A 19394-nucleotide genomic window follows, 5' to 3' on the forward strand; every position below is an offset into this window, starting at 1 on the left:
AATGTCAGTCTTCCGGCGATCGTCGGTCCGCTATGGCCGCACGCCCGAACCCGAAACCCCCTACCAGCGCGCGGCGCAAGTTTGGGACGAACGCATCGGCTCCGCTCGCGTGCAGGCCAAGAACTGGCGGCTGATGGCTTTCGGTTCGCTGATCCTCGCTTGTGGCCTCGCCGGCGGGCTCGTCTGGCAATCCACGCACGGCACCGTCGTTCCCTGGGTGGTGCAGGTCGACAAGCTTGGCGAGGCGCAAGCCGTGGCGCCCGCCACCGCCGACTATAGGCCAAACGACCCGCAGATTGCCTGGTATCTCGCCCACTTCATCCAGATCGTTCGCTCGCTTCCGGCCGACCCGATCATCGTGCGGCACAACTGGCTGCAGGCCTATGATTTCACGACCACGGCGGGCGCGGCGGCGCTGAACGACTACGCCCGCGCCAATGACCCCTTCGCCAATCTCGGCAAGCAGCAGGTCGCCATCGACGTCTCCAGCGTCATCCGCGCCTCGCCCGACAGTTTTCGCGTCGCCTGGGTCGAGCACCGCTTTCAGGATGGGGCGCTCGCCGGCACCAAACGTTGGACCGCGATCCTCACCATTGCGATTCAGCCGCCCACCGATGCCGACCGGCTGCGCAAGAATCCACTCGGCATCTACGTCAACGCCATCAACTGGTCAAAGGAGCTGGGACAATGACCCCGCCGATTTTCTCAAAAGCCGGCGGTCCGGCTTCGCGTCTCGTTCGCCAAAACCGGAAAGACACCGATCCGTGTTTCCGTAAATCCGCCTTTGCTGCTTTGCTGATGTTCGCCTCGGCGCTTGGTGGCTGCGCGCACAATTTCATCCCGCCCGACATCAGCTACGATAGCGCGGAGCCCGCGACGCTCACCGTCGATCCGCCGGCCCCCGTCAAAATCGTGGAGTTGCCCCAGCCGCTCCCGTTGCCCGGGCAGTTGAAACCGCTCGGCGCCGGCAAACACGTCCCGGAAGCCGCTGATCCGAAGGTTCGCGTCAAACAGGCCAACGCCGCTGCACGAGTGCAGCCGGTCCGCACCGGTTTTATCAACGCCGTTCAGGTCTATCCGTTCTCCGGCGGAGCCCTATATCAAGTTTATACGGCGCCCGGTCAGATCACGGATGTCGCCCTCCAGGAGGGCGAGCAACTCACAGGCTCCGGTCCGGTCGCCGCCGGTGACACCGTGCGCTGGATCATCGGCGATACCGAGAGCGGGGCGGGTGCGACCAGGAAGATCCACATCCTGGTCAAGCCGACGCGGCCGGAATTGGTCACCAATCTCGTCATCAACACCGACCGGCGGACCTATCTCCTTGAGCTCCGCTCGACCGAGAAGACCTATATGGCCTCGGTCTCCTGGCAGTATCCCGAGGACCAACTGATTGCACTTCGGCGGCAGAATGCGGCGGCTGAAACTGCAGCGCCAATCGCGGCCGGCGTCGATCTCGCTTCGATCAACTTCCGCTACGCGATCGAGGGCGATGATCCGGCCTGGCGTCCGCTGCGCGCCTTTGACGACGGGAACAAGGTCTACATCGAGTTCCCAAGCGGGATCGTCCAGGGCGAAATGCCGCCGCTGTTCGTCATCGGTCCGGCCGGCGGGTCCGAGCTGGTGAACTACCGCGCGAACCGCAACTACTACATCGTCGATCGCCTGTTCGCCGCCGCCGAATTGCGTCTTGGCGACAAGGACAGCGAGCGGCGCGTGCGTATCGTCCGGACCGACGGAAGGCCGCGCTCATGGCGATAGGCAGCGAAGACGAACCTCAGAGCGACATCCCGCCCGTCGCGCCGCCGGACCTTCGGCTCCGCGGCGAGCGGCCCCGTGTCACACGGCTCTCGCGCAAAGTCCTTATCGGTCTCGGCGCGCTGTCCGCCCTCGCGGTCGCGGGCGCGCTCGGCTATGCGCTCCAGACCGGCAACAAGTCGCAGACCGGCCAAGAGCTGCTCAGCACCCAGAACAGGCCTTCGGCCGAGGGCCTCGCCGGGTTGCCGAAGGACTATACCGGCCTGCCACGTCAAGCGCCGCCGCTCGGGCCGCCGCTGCCCGGCGATCTCGGCAAGCCGATCCTCAACGCCGGCGCTGCGCCGAATACCATGGCCACGACGACTGATCCGGAGACGCAGCGCATGGGCCAGGAAATCGAGGCGGCGCGGGTTAGCCGCCTCTTCGCCCAGACTGCTCAGCAACCGCAGAGCGCCGGCCAACTCGTCCCGAATGCTTCCGCTGGCACCACGACGACCCCGGCCGCGACACCGCCCGTCGATGCTGGATCTGCCCAGAACATGCAGGACCGCAAGACGGCCTTCCTTAATGCTGCAACGGACAAGCGCACGGTCAGTCCGGACCGACTCGAGGCCAAGGCCTCACCCTATGTCGTGCAGGCCGGCACTGTAATCGCGGCTGCGCTCATCACGGGCATTCGTTCCGATCTGCCTGGCCAGGTCACCGCCCAGGTGACCGAGGCGGTCTATGACAGCCCGTCCGGCAAATATCTTTTGGTCCCCCAGGGTGCGAAGCTGATCGGCCAATATGACAGCTCCGTCGCGTTCGGCCAGTCCCGTATCCTCTTGGTCTGGACCCGCATCATCATGCCCGACGGTAACTCGATCGTGTTGGAGCGCCAGCCCGGCGCCGACACCGGTGGTTATGCCGGACTTGAGGATGAGGTCGACAACCACTGGGGCATGCTGTTCAAGGCCGCCGCTCTTTCGACCATGCTCAGCGTCGGAGCGGAAGCGGGCACGAGCCAGAATGAGAACAACCTCGTTCAAGCAATCCGCAGCGGCGCCTCCAACAGCATCAGCCAGACCGGCCAGCAGATCGTGCAGCGCCAGCTCAACATTCAGCCGACACTGACCGTCCGGCCAGGTTTCCCGGTGCGGGTCATCGTTACGCGGGATTTGGTGTTGGCTCCGTACGGAAAGGGAGGAACGCCATGACGAAGCTCAAGCTTGGGCCGCTCGAAGACGACAAGCCGGTCAAGCTCACGGTCGAGTTGCCGGCGGCGGTTTTCAGGGACCTCAAGAGCTACGCCGAGATTTTAACGCGTAGCGGAGGCACGACGACACTGACCGAGCCTGCCAAATTGATTGCGCCGATGATCGAGCGTTTCATGGCAACCGACCGCGCCTTTGCCAAGGCACGGCGAAATGCTGCTCAAGCCTTGCCGGGGGCAGCGGAAAGATCCGGATAGCGCTCGCGAAGTAAGTCAAGGAAGGGACGCAACGACGGATTGCCGTTAGCCTGCCGCCAGTACGCGCGGAAGCTCATTCGTGTCGGACCGTCGGCATCGTGGACCTCTCGGAAGGTGACACCTGGATAGCTCGCGCCAGTCGCACCTTCCAAGGCCAACAGGATACCCCAGCCCGCGCCGACCAAGGTGAGAAGCCGGTCGAGCGCCACATCATGGCGAAGCACCAGGCATGGATCGGAAGATCCCATTTTGCTTATGAGCAGCTTGTGGAATTCAGGTCCGGGCCCGTGCTGTGACAACAAGAGCGTTTCCTGCCTCAGTTCGCCCCAATGAACCACATTGCGGGATGTCAGCGGATGGTTCTCAGGGAGGGCGACGACGACACGTTCATTCCACACCAATAATGACCTGTCGCTCCATCTTGGATTTGGCTCCGCCACGAAAGCCACGTCAATGGCGGAACTGACGAGGTCGGAGATCAGATGGTCTCTCGCTCCGTCCACCAGATGTGTATCGACATCGGGGAAGCGGTGCCGGTGGTCGAGGAGGGTGGCCCGAAGATTGCCGGCTGAGAGGGAAGCATGGATGCCGATCGTCAATTGACCGCTCTCGCCGCGCGAGTGGGTCTTGAGGCGAGCCGCCAAGGCTTCCGTATCACCCACGATGCGCCGGGCGGCATCGAGAAATTCCTGACCTTCGATGGTAGGTCGTGTGCCGCCATTTGTGCGCTCGAAGAGCGTGCTGCCCAACGTGTGTTCGAGACTTCGAAGACGGCGACTGAGCGTTGACTGCTTGATTCTGAGTGTCTCTGCCGCTTGACGGAGGCTTCGATGCTGCGAGGCGGCGATCGCCCAGCGTAGATCTCGAAATTCCACTGGCACGGTCGGAGGAGCCATAAGGTTGTACAGAGATTTTTGGCTATTTATGCGTGAAGGCTAAAACGTGGCGACTTCCATTTCGTTCAGTCCATGACGGACATTCTGTTCCGATTAATGAGAATGAGCCAGATCGACACTGACGGTCGCAGGCGAGCCGCGTACTGCCCCAGATATCAACGTGACACGGCTCGTTCGCTGCGAGTTCGACAGCAGACATCAAGCTGGCTACGGCACGGCTTGGCGCATCTCGCTAACAAATGTCGCAATCGCCCTGCCGAGGGCACGATTGCGGTCCATCAGGTCCTGAACTGTGCGGACTACGTCATCGGCCGCTCCGCGGCTAGTCGCCGCGTCGCCGGACACTTCGAGCACGTGCCCGGCTACCGCGCGTGCTCCGGCAGCAGCGGACTCGGCGCTGCGACTGATGTCCCCGATGGCGGCATTTTGTTCGTCGAGAATGCTGACGATAGATTTAGTGGTTTCGCCAACACGATTGATGACGTCGAATATCCGCCGGATAGCGCCCACGGCGGCGTCCGTTTCGGTCTGAATCGCCACGATTTGTGTGGCGATCTCTTGTGTGGCGTTCTTGGTCTGACTTGCCAGTGCTTTTCCCTCTCCAGCGACGACAGCAAAGCCCTTGCCTGTCTCTCCCGCCTTGGCGGCTTCGATCGTCGCATTCAACGCTAGTAAGTTGGTTTGGGACGTAATCGCCTCGATCAATTGAACTACCTCGCCGATGCGTCCGACGGCGTTCGCAAGTCCGTTCATGATGGCGTTTGCCTGTTCCGCCTCTTGTGCCGCCTGGCGAGAGATTTCGGATGACAGGGCCACTTGCCGTCCGATCTCAGAACCCGAGGCGAACAACTCCGTGGTTGCCGCAGCGACGGATTCTACGTGTGCCGTGGTTTGCTCGGCGGCACTGGTCGCGGTGCTCGAACGCTCTGCTGTACGATCGGCAACAGTGCTCATTGTCGATACGGAGTTGTTCAGTGCCGAACTGAGGTCGATCAGCGTCGCCATAAGTCCCGCAGTTCGTCCGTCCAGCGCATCGGCAGTACCACGCAAGACGCCGGTACGCTCGGAGGAGGCGCGCTGCTTCAATCTCTCCTGCTCGTCCTGAAGACGGCGATTCTCGATCGCGCCGGCCCGGAAGATCTCCATACTACGCGCAAGTCGACCGATTTCATCTTTGCGCTCTGTGCAACTCACGATCATCGTCAAGTCGCCGGCCGCCAACGCATCGACGGTAGCAGTCAAAGCGACGATGGGGCGTTGCACGGTCCCAGTCAGCCAGACTGCGGCCGCAAGGGCGATAACCAGGCCGCCGTGGTAGCCCCCCATACGATGGCGGTCATTCGGCTCGCCATTTGCTCCTTACGTAATTGAGCTGCGGCAATTTCTTCCTGGGTACCTTTGATCGTTGCGGCTAGATCCTGGTGTACGGACTCTTTGGCCGCCTGAGTCGCAGTTTGACGGGCGAGGGCCAATAGATCGAACTTCGTTTCGACGAAATCCGTGCTCTTTCCTCCTGGCCAAATAGCAGGAGCCGAGGATCGTTTTTCTCAAGTTTCCTCTAGCGTTTCGTCCTCACTATCCGTCTGAAGGATGGTTTGCGAGAGGAGCACGGCGGCTCTTTGAAGCGGAGGAATGAAACGATCAAGTTCTGCAAAGCTGACTCGCGCCACGGGCACCGAAACGCCAAGGCAGGCTATCAGTTCTCGGTCCGGAGACACGATGGGAACGGCGCAGCCGACGACGCCCTTCACGTATTCCTCATTCGTCTTGGCCCAACCCTGACGACGTGTCTCTTCGAGAAGCCTCAGGAGGGTGTCGCAATCCACGATGGTGTTATCGGTGTACTGTGTCAGCTCAAGTGAGCAGCATAACTTCTCACGTGCTCTCTCCGGTAACCGGCTCATGTAAATTTTCCCAGTCGAGGTGCAGTGAAGTGGAGCAGCCTCGCCGGGATTGAATTGAAGCCCCTGTGGTTGGGACACGCGTACGCTGTCGACGTAAGCGACGACGTTGTCGCGCACGACGCCGATCTCGCACTGTTCGCCGATCTCGGCGGCAACCGCGCGGAGCACCGCATGCCGTCGCGCCGTGCGAAAAGCCGCGCCGATGACTTTGGCCGACAGCGTGACCAACTGATTGCCCACCACATAGCGCTTCGATCCAAGCGCCTTCTGAAGGAGGCCGCGCTCTTCCAAGTTTCCGACAAGCCGATGGGCCGTCGGAACGGGTAATGAAAGGGCGCTCGCGATCTCCGCGACCGAGACGGCCTTCGTCTGATTGGCGACGTGGGCAACGATGGCGAATGCCCGGTCGAGAGGCCCAGCCGTCTTTTCTCGCTCCGCCATACGAATCTCCTTTCGAATATATTATCATTTTTCGGAACAATTACTACTGAAATATGAAAAACGATTTGGACGTACCGCGCGTTTGCTCATATCGTTGGCGCTGTCGCTCGTTGATCGGATTTTGTGCACTGCACAGACTCGGTTTGGATGGCGACCAAGCCCGGGAATTTGGCGATGCGGGCGATGTGTTTTGAAAGGGAGATTGGGTATGTCTCGTCATTACGACGTGGAAGCTGTGCGCAAGGAGTTCCCGGCAGCCGAAAGGATGGTCTACCTCGACTCCGGCTTTCAGGCGCCGCTCGCGCGTCCCGTAAAGGCGGCGATCGAAACTTTCCTTCGCGAGGGCCTGGAGACGGCCGGACCAAAAGGCGTGTGGCTCGATCGGGTCGAGCAAACGCGTGCCAAGGTCGCCCGTTTCCTTGGGGTATCGGCCGACGAAATTGCCTTCACGAAGAACACATCGGAAAGCATGAACATCGCGGCGAACGCGCTGCCTCTGCGAGCCGGCGACAACGTTTTGATGATCCACGGGGACCATCCAAACAATGCATATGCCTTCCTCAATTTGAAGAAGAAGGGTGTCCAGATCGACTTCCTTCCGATGACGGACGTCGTAAACGCCGACACTTTCCTTCCCCATATTGACGAGAAGACCCGCGCGATCTCGCTGTCGCACGTCACCTTCCACGCCGGGCATCGCTTCGACATCGAGAGCATCGGGGCTCTTTGTGCGAACAAGAAGCTCTACTTCGTCGTCGACGTCATGCAGGCAATCGGGATCGTTCCAATCGATGCGAAGGCCGTCCAGGCAACATTCGTCGGCTCCGGGAGTCACAAGGGATTGCTGGTCCCCCAAGGTCTCGGATTGCTTTATTGGAACAAGGCACTGAAGGAGCTGGAGCCGGCCTATCTTGCCGCTGCCAGTTTGGCGGAGGTTCCTCACGACCTTATCGCTCGCCCCGACTGCTTGACGCCATCTCCCAGCGCGCGACGCTTCGAGCTCGGCAACTTCAACCTTCCTGCAGTTCACGCGCTCGGGGCCTCGCTCGACATGATCGAGCAGATCGGCGTCGAGAACATTCAGAATCATTGCTTCGATCTGGGCGATCATCTCATCACTCAACTGGACGAGCTCGACGTCAGTCTCGTCGGCCCGCGTCAGCGGCAACATCGCTCGCCCCACATCTACGTCGTAGGCCTACCCGCGACAGAGTGGCTCAGCTACTTCGAAGAGAATGGCGTGCGTGTTTCTCCCGAGCGCGACGGCATCCGTGTATCGTTCGGCATGTTCAACACCGTCGCCGATGTGGATCGTCTGGTGCATCTCATCCGCGGACGCCAGCCAAAACAGTCATTCAGGGCCGCTTAGGATTTGGCATAGGAGCAGTTGGAGAAACCGCACGCGAAGCGGACAGCAGCCTGATCCCGCCCAACGGCGAGCATCATGCCCTCTGCTTGCTGGCGTGCTGAAGGAGAGGACCGCGCATTCAAGTGACGCGGTCGACTAGCACCGGCGCAACGCGCACGACGACCGACCATGCTGAGTATGGTGGCTCTGCGCACCCGCAATCGTGAGGCTCGCGATGTTCGGAGTTCTTCTTGAAAAGACCATGGATGGCCAGCGGTACATCGACTGGCTTCTTTCAGGCCTTGGTTGGACGTTAGCACTTGCCTTCGTCGGTTGGTGGATTGCGTTCGCAGTCGGAATAATCGTCGGCATAGGTCGCACCGTGCAGAACCCCTTCTTCGGCGCCTTAGCTCGGCTCTACGTGGAGATCTTCAGGAACATCCCCGTTCTCGTGCAGATGTTTCTCTGGTACTTCGTCCTGCCCGAGCTTCTTCCGACTGCTATGGGCGACTGGATAAAGCAGATACCTCCGCCTTGGGGATCGTTCTTTCCGGCCTTGTGGTGCCTGAGTCTGTACACCGCCGCGCGTATCGCAGAACAGATTCGTGCCGGCATCGAAGCCTTGCCTAAGGGGCAAGCCGAAGCGGCAGCCGCACTCGGCCTAAGCGGATATCTGACCTATCGCCATATCATCCTGCCGCAGGCACTGCGCCTCATCGTGCCAAGCCTGACGAGCGAGGTGATGGGCATTTACAAGAACACGTCCGTTGCTCTGACCATCGGCTTGATGGAGCTGACCGCTCAGGCGCGCCAGATCAGCGACGCTACGTTCCAAACCTTCGCGGCATTCGGTGCCGCCACCCTCATCTATCTCGCCTTGGCTCTGATCGCCTACCAGACGATGATGCTCATCGACAAAGCGGTGCGCATTCCCGGTACCGCACCGGGCAAGGAAGTCGTGGGATCAGAGTTTGACGATGTGAAGCAGGAAAGTCCCCTGCCTGGCAGCATGGAGGTCGTGAAATGAACAGCCTCGATTTCTCGATTATCGCGCAGGCATGGCCCTATCTATGGTCCGGATTGCTGTTCTCGCTCTCCTTGACGGCAGCCGCGTTCCTGATTGGAATGTTTCTTGGAACGCTCTTCGCCCTCGTGCAACACTTTGAGCTCCGCATTCTGAGCTCGCTCGTTCGTAGTTACGTCGCCCTGATGCGTTCGATTCCGCTCATCCTCGTCTTGTTTTGGTTCTTCTTCCTGGTGCCCATCGTTCTGGGTCACCTGTCAGGCAATGGTCGTCCGATTCCAGTCGGTGCCACCTATACGGCGTTCATCACGTTCGGCCTGTTCGAGGCCGCCTACTATTCGGAAATCATCCGGGTCGGTTTGCGCGCCGTGAACAAAGGGCAATTCGAGGCTTGTCAGGCTCTCGCCTTGTCGACATTCGATACGTATCGCAACGTCGTCCTGCCACAGGTGTTCCGGGTTGCCAGTCCGATCATACTGAGCCAGACCATCATTCTTTTTCAGGATACGTCCCTCGTCTACGTTCTATCGCTCACCGATCTTCTCGGTGCGGCCTCGAAGCTTGCGCAGCTCAACGGTCGCCTCGTCGAGATGTACCTCGCAGTGGCCGTCGTTTATCTCATTATAAGTTCCGCCGCGTCCCAATTCGTCGCCTCGCTCCGCAAGAGGTACGCGATCGCGGGTGCCAACCGATAGTCAATCGGCTATCTGACCGCCCGTCGTTCCTCAGACTCTAGAACCTGGAGACCAGCATTGCAGCAAGAGCACGCAGTTAGCCCAGCCGACCAGTTTCCGATGGTTGTCGTGGAGCACCTCGTCAAGCGGTTCGGCAACTTTAATGCCCTGAGCGACGTCAACCTCAACGTCGCAAAAGGAGAAAAGATTGTGCTCTGCGGGCCGTCGGGTTCGGGGAAGTCGACGCTGATCCGCTGCATCAATCATATTGAAAAGCACGATTCCGGCCGAATAGTCGTCGACGGGATCGAGCTGACGGACCGGATTCGCGATATCAACAGCGTTCGCTGTGAAGTCGGAATGGTCTTTCAGAGCTTCAACCTGTTTCCGCATCTCTCGGTGGTCGAAAATTGCATGCTGGCTCCGATGAAAGTCAGGGGTCTTGCTCAGTCCGAGGCGCACGACCGGGCGATGGTGCTGCTGAGGAAGGTCCGGATCCACGATCAGGCCAAGAAGTATCCCGCGCAATTGTCTGGCGGTCAGCAGCAGCGTGTCGCCATAGCGCGCGCCTTGTGCATGCAGCCCAAGATCATGCTGTTCGACGAACCGACTTCTGCCCTCGACCCGGAAATGGTCAAGGAGGTGCTCGAAACCATGGTTGAGCTCGCTCGGGACGGAATGACGATGGTGTGCGTCACGCACGAAATGGGCTTTGCGCGCGAAGTTGCAGATCGCGTGGTCTTCATGGATCGCGGCTCAATCGTGGAAGAGGGCGATCCGAGCACCTTCTTTCACGCGCCGAACACGGAACGTGCAAAGGCCTTCCTCAACCAGATCATTCACTGAGGTCGCGACCCGCGCGGTCTTCCCTGAAAAACACGACAACAACGAGAGTTTGATATGACGAGCGCATCGCCAACGGAGCGCATCGAAAGCGATTCCCTTGGCCCGGTGACGATCCCGGTCAAAGCCTACTATGGACCGCAGACCGCGCGCGGGATCGCAAATTTCCCGATCTCAGGTATTCCGATTAATCACTTTCCCATATTCATAAAGGCGCTGGCATTCGTGAAGATGGCCGCAGCTAGGGCAAATGCGCGTCTCGGAGATCTGGAGCAAAATAAGGCCGATGTAATTTGCGCGGTTTGCGGCGAAATAGCGAGGGGGGTGTTGTGGAGAGAGTTTCCGCTCGATGTCTTCCAGGGAGGAGCGGGAACGTCGACCAATATGAACATCAACGAGGTGATTGCGAACCGCGCCCTTGAGATCATGGGCTTGCCGCGCGGGCGATACGACGTCGTGCACCCCAACAACGATGTCAACCTGTCCCAGTCCACGAATGACGTCTATCCGACGGCAATCCGCCTTGCGATCCTGCAGTCCCAAGGGCAGCTCCAGGCTGCACTAGAACGCCTCGCGATTGCCTTCGAGGAGAAGGCGGCTTGTTTCAGCGAAGTGATAAAGCTCGGCCGAACGCAATTGCAGGATGCCGTCCCCATGACTTTGGGGCAGGAATTCCAAGCCTTCGCGACGACGCTTCGCGAGGATGTCTCTCGGCTCGGAGAGATCGCCGCATTCTTCCAGGAGATCAATCTTGGAGGCACGGCGATCGGTACCGGCATCAATACCAACCCCGACTATCAGGCCCTTGCCGTTTCGGAGCTTTCCGAGATATCGGATCTTCCGCTCGTTGCCGCCGGCAACCTGATCGAAGCATGTTGGGATACCGGAGCTTTCGTTTTGTTCTCCGGGATGCTCAAGCGAACCGCGACTAAGTTGTCGAAGATCTGCAACGACCTACGACTACTTTCTAGTGGACCGCGGGGAGGACTAAACGAAATTAATCTGCCACCGCTTCAGCCCGGCTCGTCAATCATGCCTGGCAAGGTCAATCCGGTTGTGCCGGAAGTCGTCAATCAGGTCGCATACCAGATCATCGGCTACGATCTAACGATCACGCTTGCTGCCGAAGCAGGGCAGCTCCAATTGAACGTCATGGAGCCCGTGATTGCATACAATATTCTTCACTCTCTCGAGCTCCTGACGAATGCGATCGAGGTGCTGCGCACGAAGTGCGTCACCGGGATCACGCCAAATGTGCAAGTATGTCTGAGGCACCTTGAGGCCAGCGCCGCGGTTGCGACAGCTCTCACTCCGGCGATCGGCTATGAGCGTGCGGCCGAGTTGGCGAAGAAGGTGCTCATCTCGGGCAAGACAATCCGCGAGGTACTCGACGACGAGCCGGATCTCTCCCCGGATTTGATCGCCCAGACAACCGATCCGCATCGTCTTACCAGGCCGACGCGAACGCGAGTGGCGTCATAGATCGCGATCACCTATCGAAAAGAGATGCGGCGACGAATGCCGATCGTCGTCTTGCCAGAATTTGTCATTTGAAGGAGCATGTATGAAATCCAGAGCAGCCGTCGCCTGGGGAGCCAAGAAGCCTCTATCGATAGAATCGATCGAAATCGGCGGTCCTCGACAGGGAGAGGTGCTTGTCGAGATCAAGGCGACGGGCGTTTGTCACACCGACGCCTACACGCTGTCGGGCCTGGACTCGGAAGGCAAATTTCCGGCCATCCTCGGCCACGAGGGCGCGGGGATCGTGCGCGAGGTTGGCGAAGGTGTGTCCTCGTTGAGGCCGGGCGATCACGTCATCCCGCTCTACACGCCGGAATGTCGTCAGTGCAAGACCTGCCTGTCACAGCGCTCCAACCTGTGCACTTCGATACGCGCGACCCAGGGCCAAGGTCTTATGCCCGACAAGACAACCCGCTTCTCTTGCGACGGAGGCGAGGTCTTCCACTACATGGGGTGCTCAACCTTCTCAAATTTCACGGTGTTGCCGGAAATCGCACTGGCGAAGGTCCGCGAAGACGCTCCCTTCGACAAGGTCTGCTACATCGGATGCGGTGTCACGACCGGAATCGGCGCGGTGATCTACACCGCGAAGGTGCGTCCGGGATCAAACGTAGTGGTCTTTGGCCTCGGCGGCATCGGTCTGAACGTCATTCAAGGGGCGCGGATGGTCGGTGCCGACAGGATCGTTGGCGTCGACATCAACCCGGCCAAGGTCGAGATGGCCAAGAAGTTCGGGATGACGGATTTCATTAATCCGACCGAAGTCGGTAACGACAAGGTCGTGCAGGCAATCCTGGATCTGACGGACGGGGGTGCCGACTATTCCTTCGATGCCACCGGCAACGTGAACGTCATGCGCCAAGCGCTCGAATGCTGTCATCGTGGTTGGGGCGAATCGATCATCATCGGTGTCGCCGAGGCTGGCAGGGAAATATCGACCAGGCCATTCCAGCTCGTCACCGGTCGCGTGTGGAAGGGCACTGCGTTCGGCGGGGCGCGCGGTCGCACGGATGTGCCGAAAATCGTGGATTGGTACATGGAGGGTAAGATCAAGATCGACGATCTGATCACCCATACGATGCCTCTCGACAACATAAACACCGCCTTCGATCTCATGCATGAAGGCAAATCTATCCGATCAGTAATTGTCTATTGATCGCGACCATCGCGCTTTACGAGGAGGAAAGTATGACAAAAAGACTGTTGCATCCGGCGGTTCAAGAAGGAGGCTCACGCGCAGGGAATGCCTTATTCGCGGGAGGTGTACTCGCTTGCCATTGCAAGAATCGCCCGGTGGAAGGTCAAGGTCTCAGTCGCTATTGCGCACAATCACGCCTGCGGCTGTACCAAGTGCTGGAAGCCAGACAACGCCGCCTTCTCCGTCGTTGCCGTCGCGCCAAGCGAGCAGGTTTCGGTGATCGAGAACGGCGACAAGCTTGTCGTGGTCGACCCGAGGGCGCTGATCCGACGCCACGCATGCAAAGAATGCAGAGTTCATATGCATGGCCCAGTCGAGCGCGATCACGCATTCAAGGGCCTCTCATTCATCCATCCGGAATTGTTCGAGAATGGTGATTGGCCGCGGCCGACCTTCGCCGCATTTGTCTCTTCAATCATTGAAAGCGGGGTAGATCCTTCAGAAATGGATGGCATTCGTTCTGATCTACGGTCCCTCGATCTAGAGCCTTATGACTGTTTGTCGCCGCCTTTGATGGACTATCTCTCGACATGGACGGGCAAAGAAGAGCGGCGTTCTCCGCTGAGGTTGAGGTGGGAGGTCTAGAGAGAGTTCGCTCGCCAGATCATTCTGATACCGAGTGAATAGGAGTGCCCAACCGAGCCGCGGGCTTGACTTGTTTATCAGCGGGCGCGTTTGGTGCCGAACGTAGCCGAGATAAAATTGATGGCGTGTTGCGTAACGCAATTCGTTTGCAGTTCCTCCCTGACTCGGCCACCGCGCAGGCGGTGGCCGTTCTTTTTTCTTGAATTCTGTGTGGCCGCAGATCGACCTGCGAAAGTCGAGCGACTGTATCGCCACCACCTCGAGGTCGGAGCGTAGTGCAATCAATTGATGCCGCGAAGCGCCGACAGCATCATCTAAAGCATCGCCAGCTTACCTCCGGCTCGACCCAGACGAGCGCCCACTCATCTGAGTCTCGACCATGCCGCACGCTTGGCCGGCGCCGCGGTGCTCTCGAAGCGCCCCGTCGGTGCTGATGAAAAGCGCTCGAACTTGCCAGCTGGGCGTTCTGCGCACTCGGATTTGGTTTTCCCAGATCTTGCATCGTAATTCTCAGTTTACGGAATAAGGATACTCACAAAGTGATATTGTCGTAGAACGAGACACCTTGTGTGGCCTATCATTTAGCCAAGGTTGAGTGCTGCCCAGTTCATGTGCGGTGCAAAAAATGAGCGGATCTTATGCTTCCCAGGTTCGAGGACTAAAGCCGTCTGCCGAATGTTGGAAGTCGTCAATTCCTAGCTGGCGCGATCGCACCCGGGCCGCAGCAAAGCGCGCGTCGCCCCAAAAATGATAAAGGCGCAAAGCGCGTCTCACCTGAACCAGAGGGATATCCATGTCTAAAATGTTTGCCCTGCTTTCCGCGACTACGATCACCGTGTTTGCGGTCTCCCCGGCCCAGGCGGGTCCAACGCTCGACAATATTAAATCGAAAAGGGCGATCACCATTGGCTACCGGGAAGCTTCGATCCCCTTTTCCTATCTCGGTGCTGACCAGAAGCCTGTTGGTTTTTCCCTGGACCTGTGCGCGCACGTTGTCGATCGTCTGAAAGCTGCTCTCGGCACTCCAGACCTTCAGATAAAGCTTACGCCGGTCAACTCGTCCAACCGTATTCCGCTTATCCAGAACGGCACGATCGATATAGAGTGCGGCGGTACTGCCAGCAGCAAGCAGCGTCTGGAGCAGGTCTCATTTAGCGTTTCAACCTTCGCCAGCCAAACGGCTTGGCTCACAAAGGTGTCAAGCGGGCTCAAGACGCCAAAAGACTTGAAGGGAAGGACTATTGTCGTCACACAGGGGTCTGATGCTCTCGGCATTGCCAAAGGTATTTCGCAGGATGACGATCTCAACCTTACTGTCGCGCAAGCCAAAGACCATGCGGAATCATTGTTGTTGCTGACCACTGGGCGTGCAGCGGCGTGGGTCGAAGCCGACATTCTCCTGGCCGGTATGAAGGCGGATTATTCTAACCCTTCTGATCTCACGTTCCTAAAATCCAACTATGGCACCATTTATTATTACGGTCTGATGTTCTCGAAGGATGATCCCGACTTCAAGAAGATGGTCGACGACGTTCTCTCTAAGCTCATGGCTTCCGGCGAGTTCACGAAGATCTACGACAAATGGTTTATGGCTACGATCCCGCCGAAGAACATCAATCTCTGCTTCCCAATGACCGACGCTCTTAAAGAGCGCGTTGCCCATCCTAGTGATGTCGTCAACAATTGATCTTGCCAGCCGCGGCCCTGAAGGCGCTGCTGGCCAACGTCAGACGTACAGCATGGTCTAACGCTTGCTGCGATCGCGAATGCGGACGCAAGCGACCGTCTTTACATAAAAGGAGCCGAAAATGAGTAGAGCTGCGATTGGCTGGGAGGCAATGACGGACTCCGATCGACAAATCGCACAGTGGGTCGAGGAGACGCCGTTTGTGGATACCCACGAGCATTTGATTGAGGAAAGTCAGCGCCTTTCCGGAGCGATCCATCCACGAACATTGCCATGCAACGACTGGGCCTATTTATTCAGGTCCTATGCTGCCGAGGACCTGGTGGTTGCTGGCCTGCCAGCAGCCGAGTTGCGCAGGTTTCTCGGGCCGGATCTCGCGAGCCAGGAAAAATACCGGATGATCGCCCCCTACTGGGACCGCATCCGCCACACTGGTTACGCCCAGGCGCTGCGCCATACCTTTCGCGGCGTATACGGTGAAGACGACCTAACTGCTGAGAGCCTGCCCCGCATCGCCGAGAAATACCATGAGACCGTTCAGCCCGGCTTTTACAAACACATTCTAGGCCTGGCGAACATCGAGGGCTGCCAGGTCAATTCGCTGCAGCGCATCTTTATGGAGACCGAGCAGCCAGAGTTACTCGACCACGATATAAGCATCCTTCAACTTTGCCGGTGTAGTGCTGCTGACTTCGCGTGGGTGGAAGCCGAGACAGGCAAGTCCCCGACGACACTCGATGAGTGGCTCGGGGTCATCGACTTCTATTTCGCGACATATGGCGCCAAAGCCGTGGCTGTAAAATCGCAAATTGCGTATTCGCGCGCTCTCGATTTCGAGCCAGTCACTAAAGCGCACGCGTCAAGGCTATTTCCCAACCATGCCGACAGAGCCGGCGCATTACATGCCCTCGGTCCCGAGGACCTCAAGGCGCTGCAAGATTATCTGTTCCGCTATTGCGTCGGCAAGGCTGGCGAATGCGATCTGCCGGTCAAACTACACACCGGCGTTTTGGCTGGCTACGGTGTGATGCAACTCGCTCGTACTCACAGCAATGCTACAGACGTCTGCCGCCTGTTGCAGGATTTTCCTGAAACCCGATTCGTCCTGATGCATATCGGCTACCCATACGAGCACGAGTTTATCGCGCTGGCCAAACATTACCCTAACGCGGCGATCGACATGTGCTGGGCGTGGATTATCAATCCGGTGGCGGGCGTTCGCTTTCTGAAGGAGTTTCTGATGGCGGTTCCGTCCAACAAGATCTTCACCTTCGGCGGAGACTATGTCGCTGTGGAGCCAATTTATGGCCATGCGTTCGTAGCGCGACGTGGAACCGCGCAGGCACTCTCGCAATTGGTCGCCGAAGGCTGGATCGCGCTTGAGGACACCCGTGACCTGATTGACCGGATCATGCGCGGCAACGCACGTCAGTTCTTTGGGAAAGGGCCTAGAGAGGATGCGACACGTCTGTGAACGGCGGACAACCGCCTTTGAAAGGCCGTCGACGTCCATGACCGCCACTTCAGCGTCGGGCAAGCGCTCAGAGCAGCTGTACAAAGTCACATTTAGCCTTGGAGGCAAGCTCGTGTCGGGGAAGCGGGCTATAGCAGTCTTCCACACCTGAGGCGCCTGCTGGAACTTGCCGCTATTCCAGTAGGTGCCCCGAGGTGAAACATGGCGAGCGCGTAGTGGGGATCGAGGTCGAGCGCCTTCTGTCAGGCGTTGATCGCCTCCGGTGCGCGCATGAGGTTTGCGTACGCCGACGCCACTTGAAACCAGCTCATGGCGTCCGGCGTCAACCTGTGCCTGCCCCAAGGGTAGCGATGGCTCTCCTCATAATGGCCAAGGAACTTGAACGCTGTTCCTAAACAATAGCCGTAGTGGCCACCCGTGAACAACGACCATCACCAATGCTTCGCCTTCGGCCGCGCCGCCGTTGCTCTAATCGACGCCGTGCTCCGCGAGGAAATTGATGAACTGATCGACGACTTCTGCCGCACGCTCAAAGGACGGATAGGACAAGCAACGTCCTACGGGAGAGGCGCGCCGCAAGGTGCGGCGCCAGCAAACGTCCAATCTCTCTCGTGAGAGAGAGATGGCGCACCGACACGATTCGAACGTGTGGCATCCACCTTCGGAGGGTAGCGCTCTACCGCAACAAAGTTAATCGGTGCCATCACTCTTCATGACGTTCCCGATATAAAAGCCGTTTGGCGTCCACTCATTCAGGCGCTCTGCGATGTCGTGCCGGTGCGATGGATTGCATCACAACACAGCCGGCGCACCTAGTTCGCTGGGCAGATCGAAAGGCGCTCCTCCGGTCCAGCATTGCTCGGCTCCGCCGATCTCTGTGCCGATCCGCGAAACGAAGTGAGGGAAGCGTTGCGTTGGGCGCGCGCACTTGAAGCGGGCGGAACAGCCTCTCCCCACGAGATCGCCATTTCGGCCGCCTCGCCAGCGGCGTGGGACGATGCGCTTCTGGTTCTCTCGCGCGAGGCAGGACTGCCTGTGCATTTCACGCACGGTATTCCGGCGCTGGCGACCCGCGAAGGACAGGCCTGTGCTGCCCTCGCCAACATCCTGTTACGCGGGCTGTCTCAAGAGCGCGTGAGGCTCCTGTTTGCCAGGTTACCGCGTAGTCCGGCCAAAGAGAATCTGCCCAGTGACTGGGCCAAAGGCCTGCGGCGGAGCGCTGCGCTGACGAGTCCGGAGCATTGGCGGCATGCTCTCGAGCAGACTCGAGCCGAACGGGCGAATGGTGACCTTGCGGAACGCGCATTGTTGCCGATTCTCGAAGGCTTCGCCGGCGGGATTGCGTCGGCAGACATGGTCGGACGCCTTCTTTTGAAGGGACCGGCGCTTACCTTGTGGCGGGATGCTTTGCGTATGGCGCCCCCACACGCAATCGAGCTCTCTTTGCAAGCCCTGCGCGTTGCCGACGGACGCGAACCGGGAAATTCTATCGCATGGGGACCTGCCCGTCATGTGGCGGCGGCCCCGCGCGCATATGTGCGCCTCATCGGGCTGGATGCGAATGCATGGCCAAGACGGTCGAATGAAAATCCATTGCTACCGCAGCACCTGCAAAGGTTCTGTCCACGCCGGCGGCCACGGTGCGGTGGCCGTGAGCGAGGCTTGCACAAAGCCGCCCGTGTGGGCCTGTAACCGGAGGTTTGCCGAGATCCGGCGTAAACGTGGGTCGGCTCGCAGCTTCTAGTCGCGGTGTCGGTTTCAGAATCGTCGAGCGTCGCTTGCTCCGCGCTGCCGTGCCAGACAAATCAACGGAACTCGCAGCCGTCGAGTCGCGACTGACTTTCGGAGTAGGCTCGAGGGTTCGCATGTTGACATTGACGGGGCTCGCTGCTGTCGCAGATGCAACATGGTCTCAGACCCGAGACAGTACAATTTGGAAAAGTGCTTGTTATTGAGCGCGTCTGTGTTTGGCATGGGATTTGAAGGGAATCGCCAATGGCATCGCTTGCCTAAGGAGTTGGAACGCATGGCTTACAAGATCGTCGCTTCGCAATGCACCGTTTGTGGGGCATGTGAGTTCGAGTGCCCCAACGCGGCGATCAGCCTCAAGCGCGACATTTACGTTATCGATGCCAAAAAATGTACGGAGTGCGAGGGCCATTGCGACACGCCGCAATGCGCGGTCGTCTGTCCGGTGCCTGACACCTGTGTCGCGTCTAAGACAGCATAAGCAGCCCGCGTCCACGAAGTAGGAAATCTCGAGCTTGGGAGGCCGCCGACCGCATGGGGCGCAGCGGTCGATCAACATCGTTATCGCTTGAGGCGCTGATCGACTCCGAGCAGCCCCCGAAGGGCTCTGCCAGTAAGTGATCTTCGCGAGTGGATGCAGGGCGCCGATAAGGTGCTGGTGGGCGAGCAGATCGTAGCCGCGGTGCAGCGAGTCCTGGCGAAGCGGTGCCCGAAGAGCCTCAGTTGTGGTCGGCTCAACCAAGCTCGCCTAGGGTCTGTTGGGATTCATCTGGAGTTTATCGCGGCCGCGGCCAGATAGATCATTGAAGTGAAGCTCTGGTCGGTCTTGTCGGCGCGCATTG

Annotated in this window: 17 protein-coding genes, 1 tRNA gene and 1 pseudogene; 15 read left to right on the plus strand and 4 right to left on the minus strand. The window is 59.1% G+C overall.

What is annotated here, in order from left to right; genetic code table 11:
- Nucleotide 1 precedes the first annotated feature (1 nt).
- The 4 genes from trbF to ABIB06_RS34730 are packed head-to-tail and all read left to right on the plus strand — an operon-like array spanning nucleotide 2 to nucleotide 3208.
- Nucleotides 2-691, plus strand: coding sequence for a conjugal transfer protein TrbF (trbF, locus tag ABIB06_RS34715; protein WP_354069992.1), 690 nt, complete (start codon nucleotides 2-4; stop codon nucleotides 689-691).
- Nucleotides 688-1761: a P-type conjugative transfer protein TrbG gene (gene trbG, locus ABIB06_RS34720; protein WP_354069990.1), complete on the plus strand. Its 1074-nt coding sequence runs from the start codon at nucleotides 688-690 to the stop codon at nucleotides 1759-1761. The genes trbF and trbG overlap by 4 nt, the downstream gene beginning before the upstream one ends.
- Nucleotides 1752-2954 (plus strand): TraB/TrbI/VirB10 family type IV secretion system protein, encoded by a 1203-nt coding sequence (locus ABIB06_RS34725; RefSeq protein ID WP_354051443.1) that lies wholly within the window; start codon nucleotides 1752-1754, stop codon nucleotides 2952-2954. The genes trbG and ABIB06_RS34725 overlap by 10 nt, the downstream gene beginning before the upstream one ends.
- Nucleotides 2951-3208, plus strand: coding sequence for a DUF2274 domain-containing protein (locus ABIB06_RS34730; RefSeq protein WP_354051441.1), 258 nt, complete (start codon nucleotides 2951-2953; stop codon nucleotides 3206-3208). Before ABIB06_RS34725 ends, ABIB06_RS34730 begins: the two co-directional genes overlap by 4 nt.
- Here ABIB06_RS34730 and ABIB06_RS34735 read toward each other — a convergent pair.
- The 3 genes from ABIB06_RS34735 to ABIB06_RS34745 all read right to left on the minus strand — a co-directional run bounded on the left by ABIB06_RS34735 (nucleotide 3172) and on the right by ABIB06_RS34745 (nucleotide 6449).
- On the minus strand, nucleotides 3172-4104 hold the full coding sequence (locus ABIB06_RS34735; protein WP_354051439.1) for a LysR family transcriptional regulator: 933 nt from the start codon (nucleotides 4102-4104) through the stop codon (nucleotides 3172-3174). The genes ABIB06_RS34730 and ABIB06_RS34735 overlap by 37 nt on opposite strands.
- A gap of 207 nt (nucleotides 4105-4311) precedes the next feature.
- Complete coding sequence (locus ABIB06_RS34740; RefSeq protein ID WP_354069988.1) at nucleotides 4312-5430, minus strand: methyl-accepting chemotaxis protein; 1119 nt, start codon at nucleotides 5428-5430, stop codon at nucleotides 4312-4314.
- A 221-nt stretch (nucleotides 5431-5651) separates the two neighbouring features.
- Complete coding sequence (locus tag ABIB06_RS34745) at nucleotides 5652-6449, minus strand: IclR family transcriptional regulator (protein WP_354069985.1); 798 nt, start codon at nucleotides 6447-6449, stop codon at nucleotides 5652-5654.
- A gap of 208 nt (nucleotides 6450-6657) precedes the next feature.
- Between ABIB06_RS34745 and ABIB06_RS34750 the strand changes: the two genes are divergently transcribed.
- The 10 genes and pseudogenes from ABIB06_RS34750 to ABIB06_RS34795 all read left to right on the plus strand — a co-directional run bounded on the left by ABIB06_RS34750 (nucleotide 6658) and on the right by ABIB06_RS34795 (nucleotide 17418).
- A complete protein-coding gene (locus tag ABIB06_RS34750; RefSeq protein WP_354069983.1) occupies nucleotides 6658-7818 on the plus strand; it encodes an aminotransferase class V-fold PLP-dependent enzyme in 1161 nt (386 codons plus the stop codon).
- A 214-nt stretch (nucleotides 7819-8032) separates the two neighbouring features.
- Nucleotides 8033-8824 carry an amino acid ABC transporter permease gene (locus ABIB06_RS34755; protein WP_354069981.1) on the plus strand — a complete coding sequence of 264 codons (792 nt, stop codon included), beginning with the start codon at nucleotides 8033-8035 and terminating at the stop codon, nucleotides 8822-8824.
- Complete coding sequence (locus tag ABIB06_RS34760; protein WP_354051430.1) at nucleotides 8821-9516, plus strand: amino acid ABC transporter permease; 696 nt, start codon at nucleotides 8821-8823, stop codon at nucleotides 9514-9516. The genes ABIB06_RS34755 and ABIB06_RS34760 overlap by 4 nt, the downstream gene beginning before the upstream one ends.
- A gap of 99 nt (nucleotides 9517-9615) precedes the next feature.
- Nucleotides 9616-10341 (plus strand): amino acid ABC transporter ATP-binding protein, encoded by a 726-nt coding sequence (locus ABIB06_RS34765; RefSeq protein ID WP_354051571.1) that lies wholly within the window; start codon nucleotides 9616-9618, stop codon nucleotides 10339-10341.
- Between the two features lie 54 nt (nucleotides 10342-10395).
- A complete protein-coding gene (locus ABIB06_RS34770; protein WP_354051428.1) occupies nucleotides 10396-11820 on the plus strand; it encodes an aspartate ammonia-lyase in 1425 nt (474 codons plus the stop codon).
- Nucleotides 11821-11902: 82 nt separating this feature from the next.
- Nucleotides 11903-13015: an S-(hydroxymethyl)glutathione dehydrogenase/class III alcohol dehydrogenase gene (locus tag ABIB06_RS34775; protein WP_354069979.1), complete on the plus strand. Its 1113-nt coding sequence runs from the start codon at nucleotides 11903-11905 to the stop codon at nucleotides 13013-13015.
- A 32-nt stretch (nucleotides 13016-13047) separates the two neighbouring features.
- Nucleotides 13048-13622, plus strand: a pseudogene (gene gfa / locus ABIB06_RS34780) (S-(hydroxymethyl)glutathione synthase).
- A gap of 813 nt (nucleotides 13623-14435) precedes the next feature.
- Nucleotides 14436-15329, plus strand: a complete 894-nt coding sequence (locus tag ABIB06_RS34785; RefSeq protein WP_354069977.1) for an amino acid ABC transporter substrate-binding protein — start codon at nucleotides 14436-14438, stop codon at nucleotides 15327-15329.
- Nucleotides 15330-15450: 121 nt separating this feature from the next.
- Entirely contained in the window at nucleotides 15451-16803 is a 1353-nt protein-coding gene (locus ABIB06_RS34790; protein ID WP_354051422.1) for an amidohydrolase family protein, read from the plus strand.
- 417 nt (nucleotides 16804-17220) lie between these two features.
- Complete coding sequence (locus tag ABIB06_RS34795; protein ID WP_354051420.1) at nucleotides 17221-17418, plus strand: hypothetical protein; 198 nt, start codon at nucleotides 17221-17223, stop codon at nucleotides 17416-17418.
- A gap of 8 nt (nucleotides 17419-17426) precedes the next feature.
- On the opposite strand, the gene ABIB06_RS34800 is transcribed toward ABIB06_RS34795, so the two are convergent.
- Nucleotides 17427-17504 (minus strand) — tRNA-Arg (locus ABIB06_RS34800).
- 1325 nt (nucleotides 17505-18829) lie between these two features.
- Between ABIB06_RS34800 and ABIB06_RS34805 the strand changes: the two genes are divergently transcribed.
- Nucleotides 18830-19033 (plus strand): 4Fe-4S binding protein, encoded by a 204-nt coding sequence (locus ABIB06_RS34805; RefSeq protein WP_354053159.1) that lies wholly within the window; start codon nucleotides 18830-18832, stop codon nucleotides 19031-19033.
- Nucleotides 19034-19394 lie beyond the last annotated feature (361 nt).

The sequence above is a fragment of the Bradyrhizobium sp. LB8.2 genome (genome assembly GCF_040548035.1).
GTDB lineage: Bacteria > Pseudomonadota > Alphaproteobacteria > Rhizobiales > Xanthobacteraceae > Bradyrhizobium.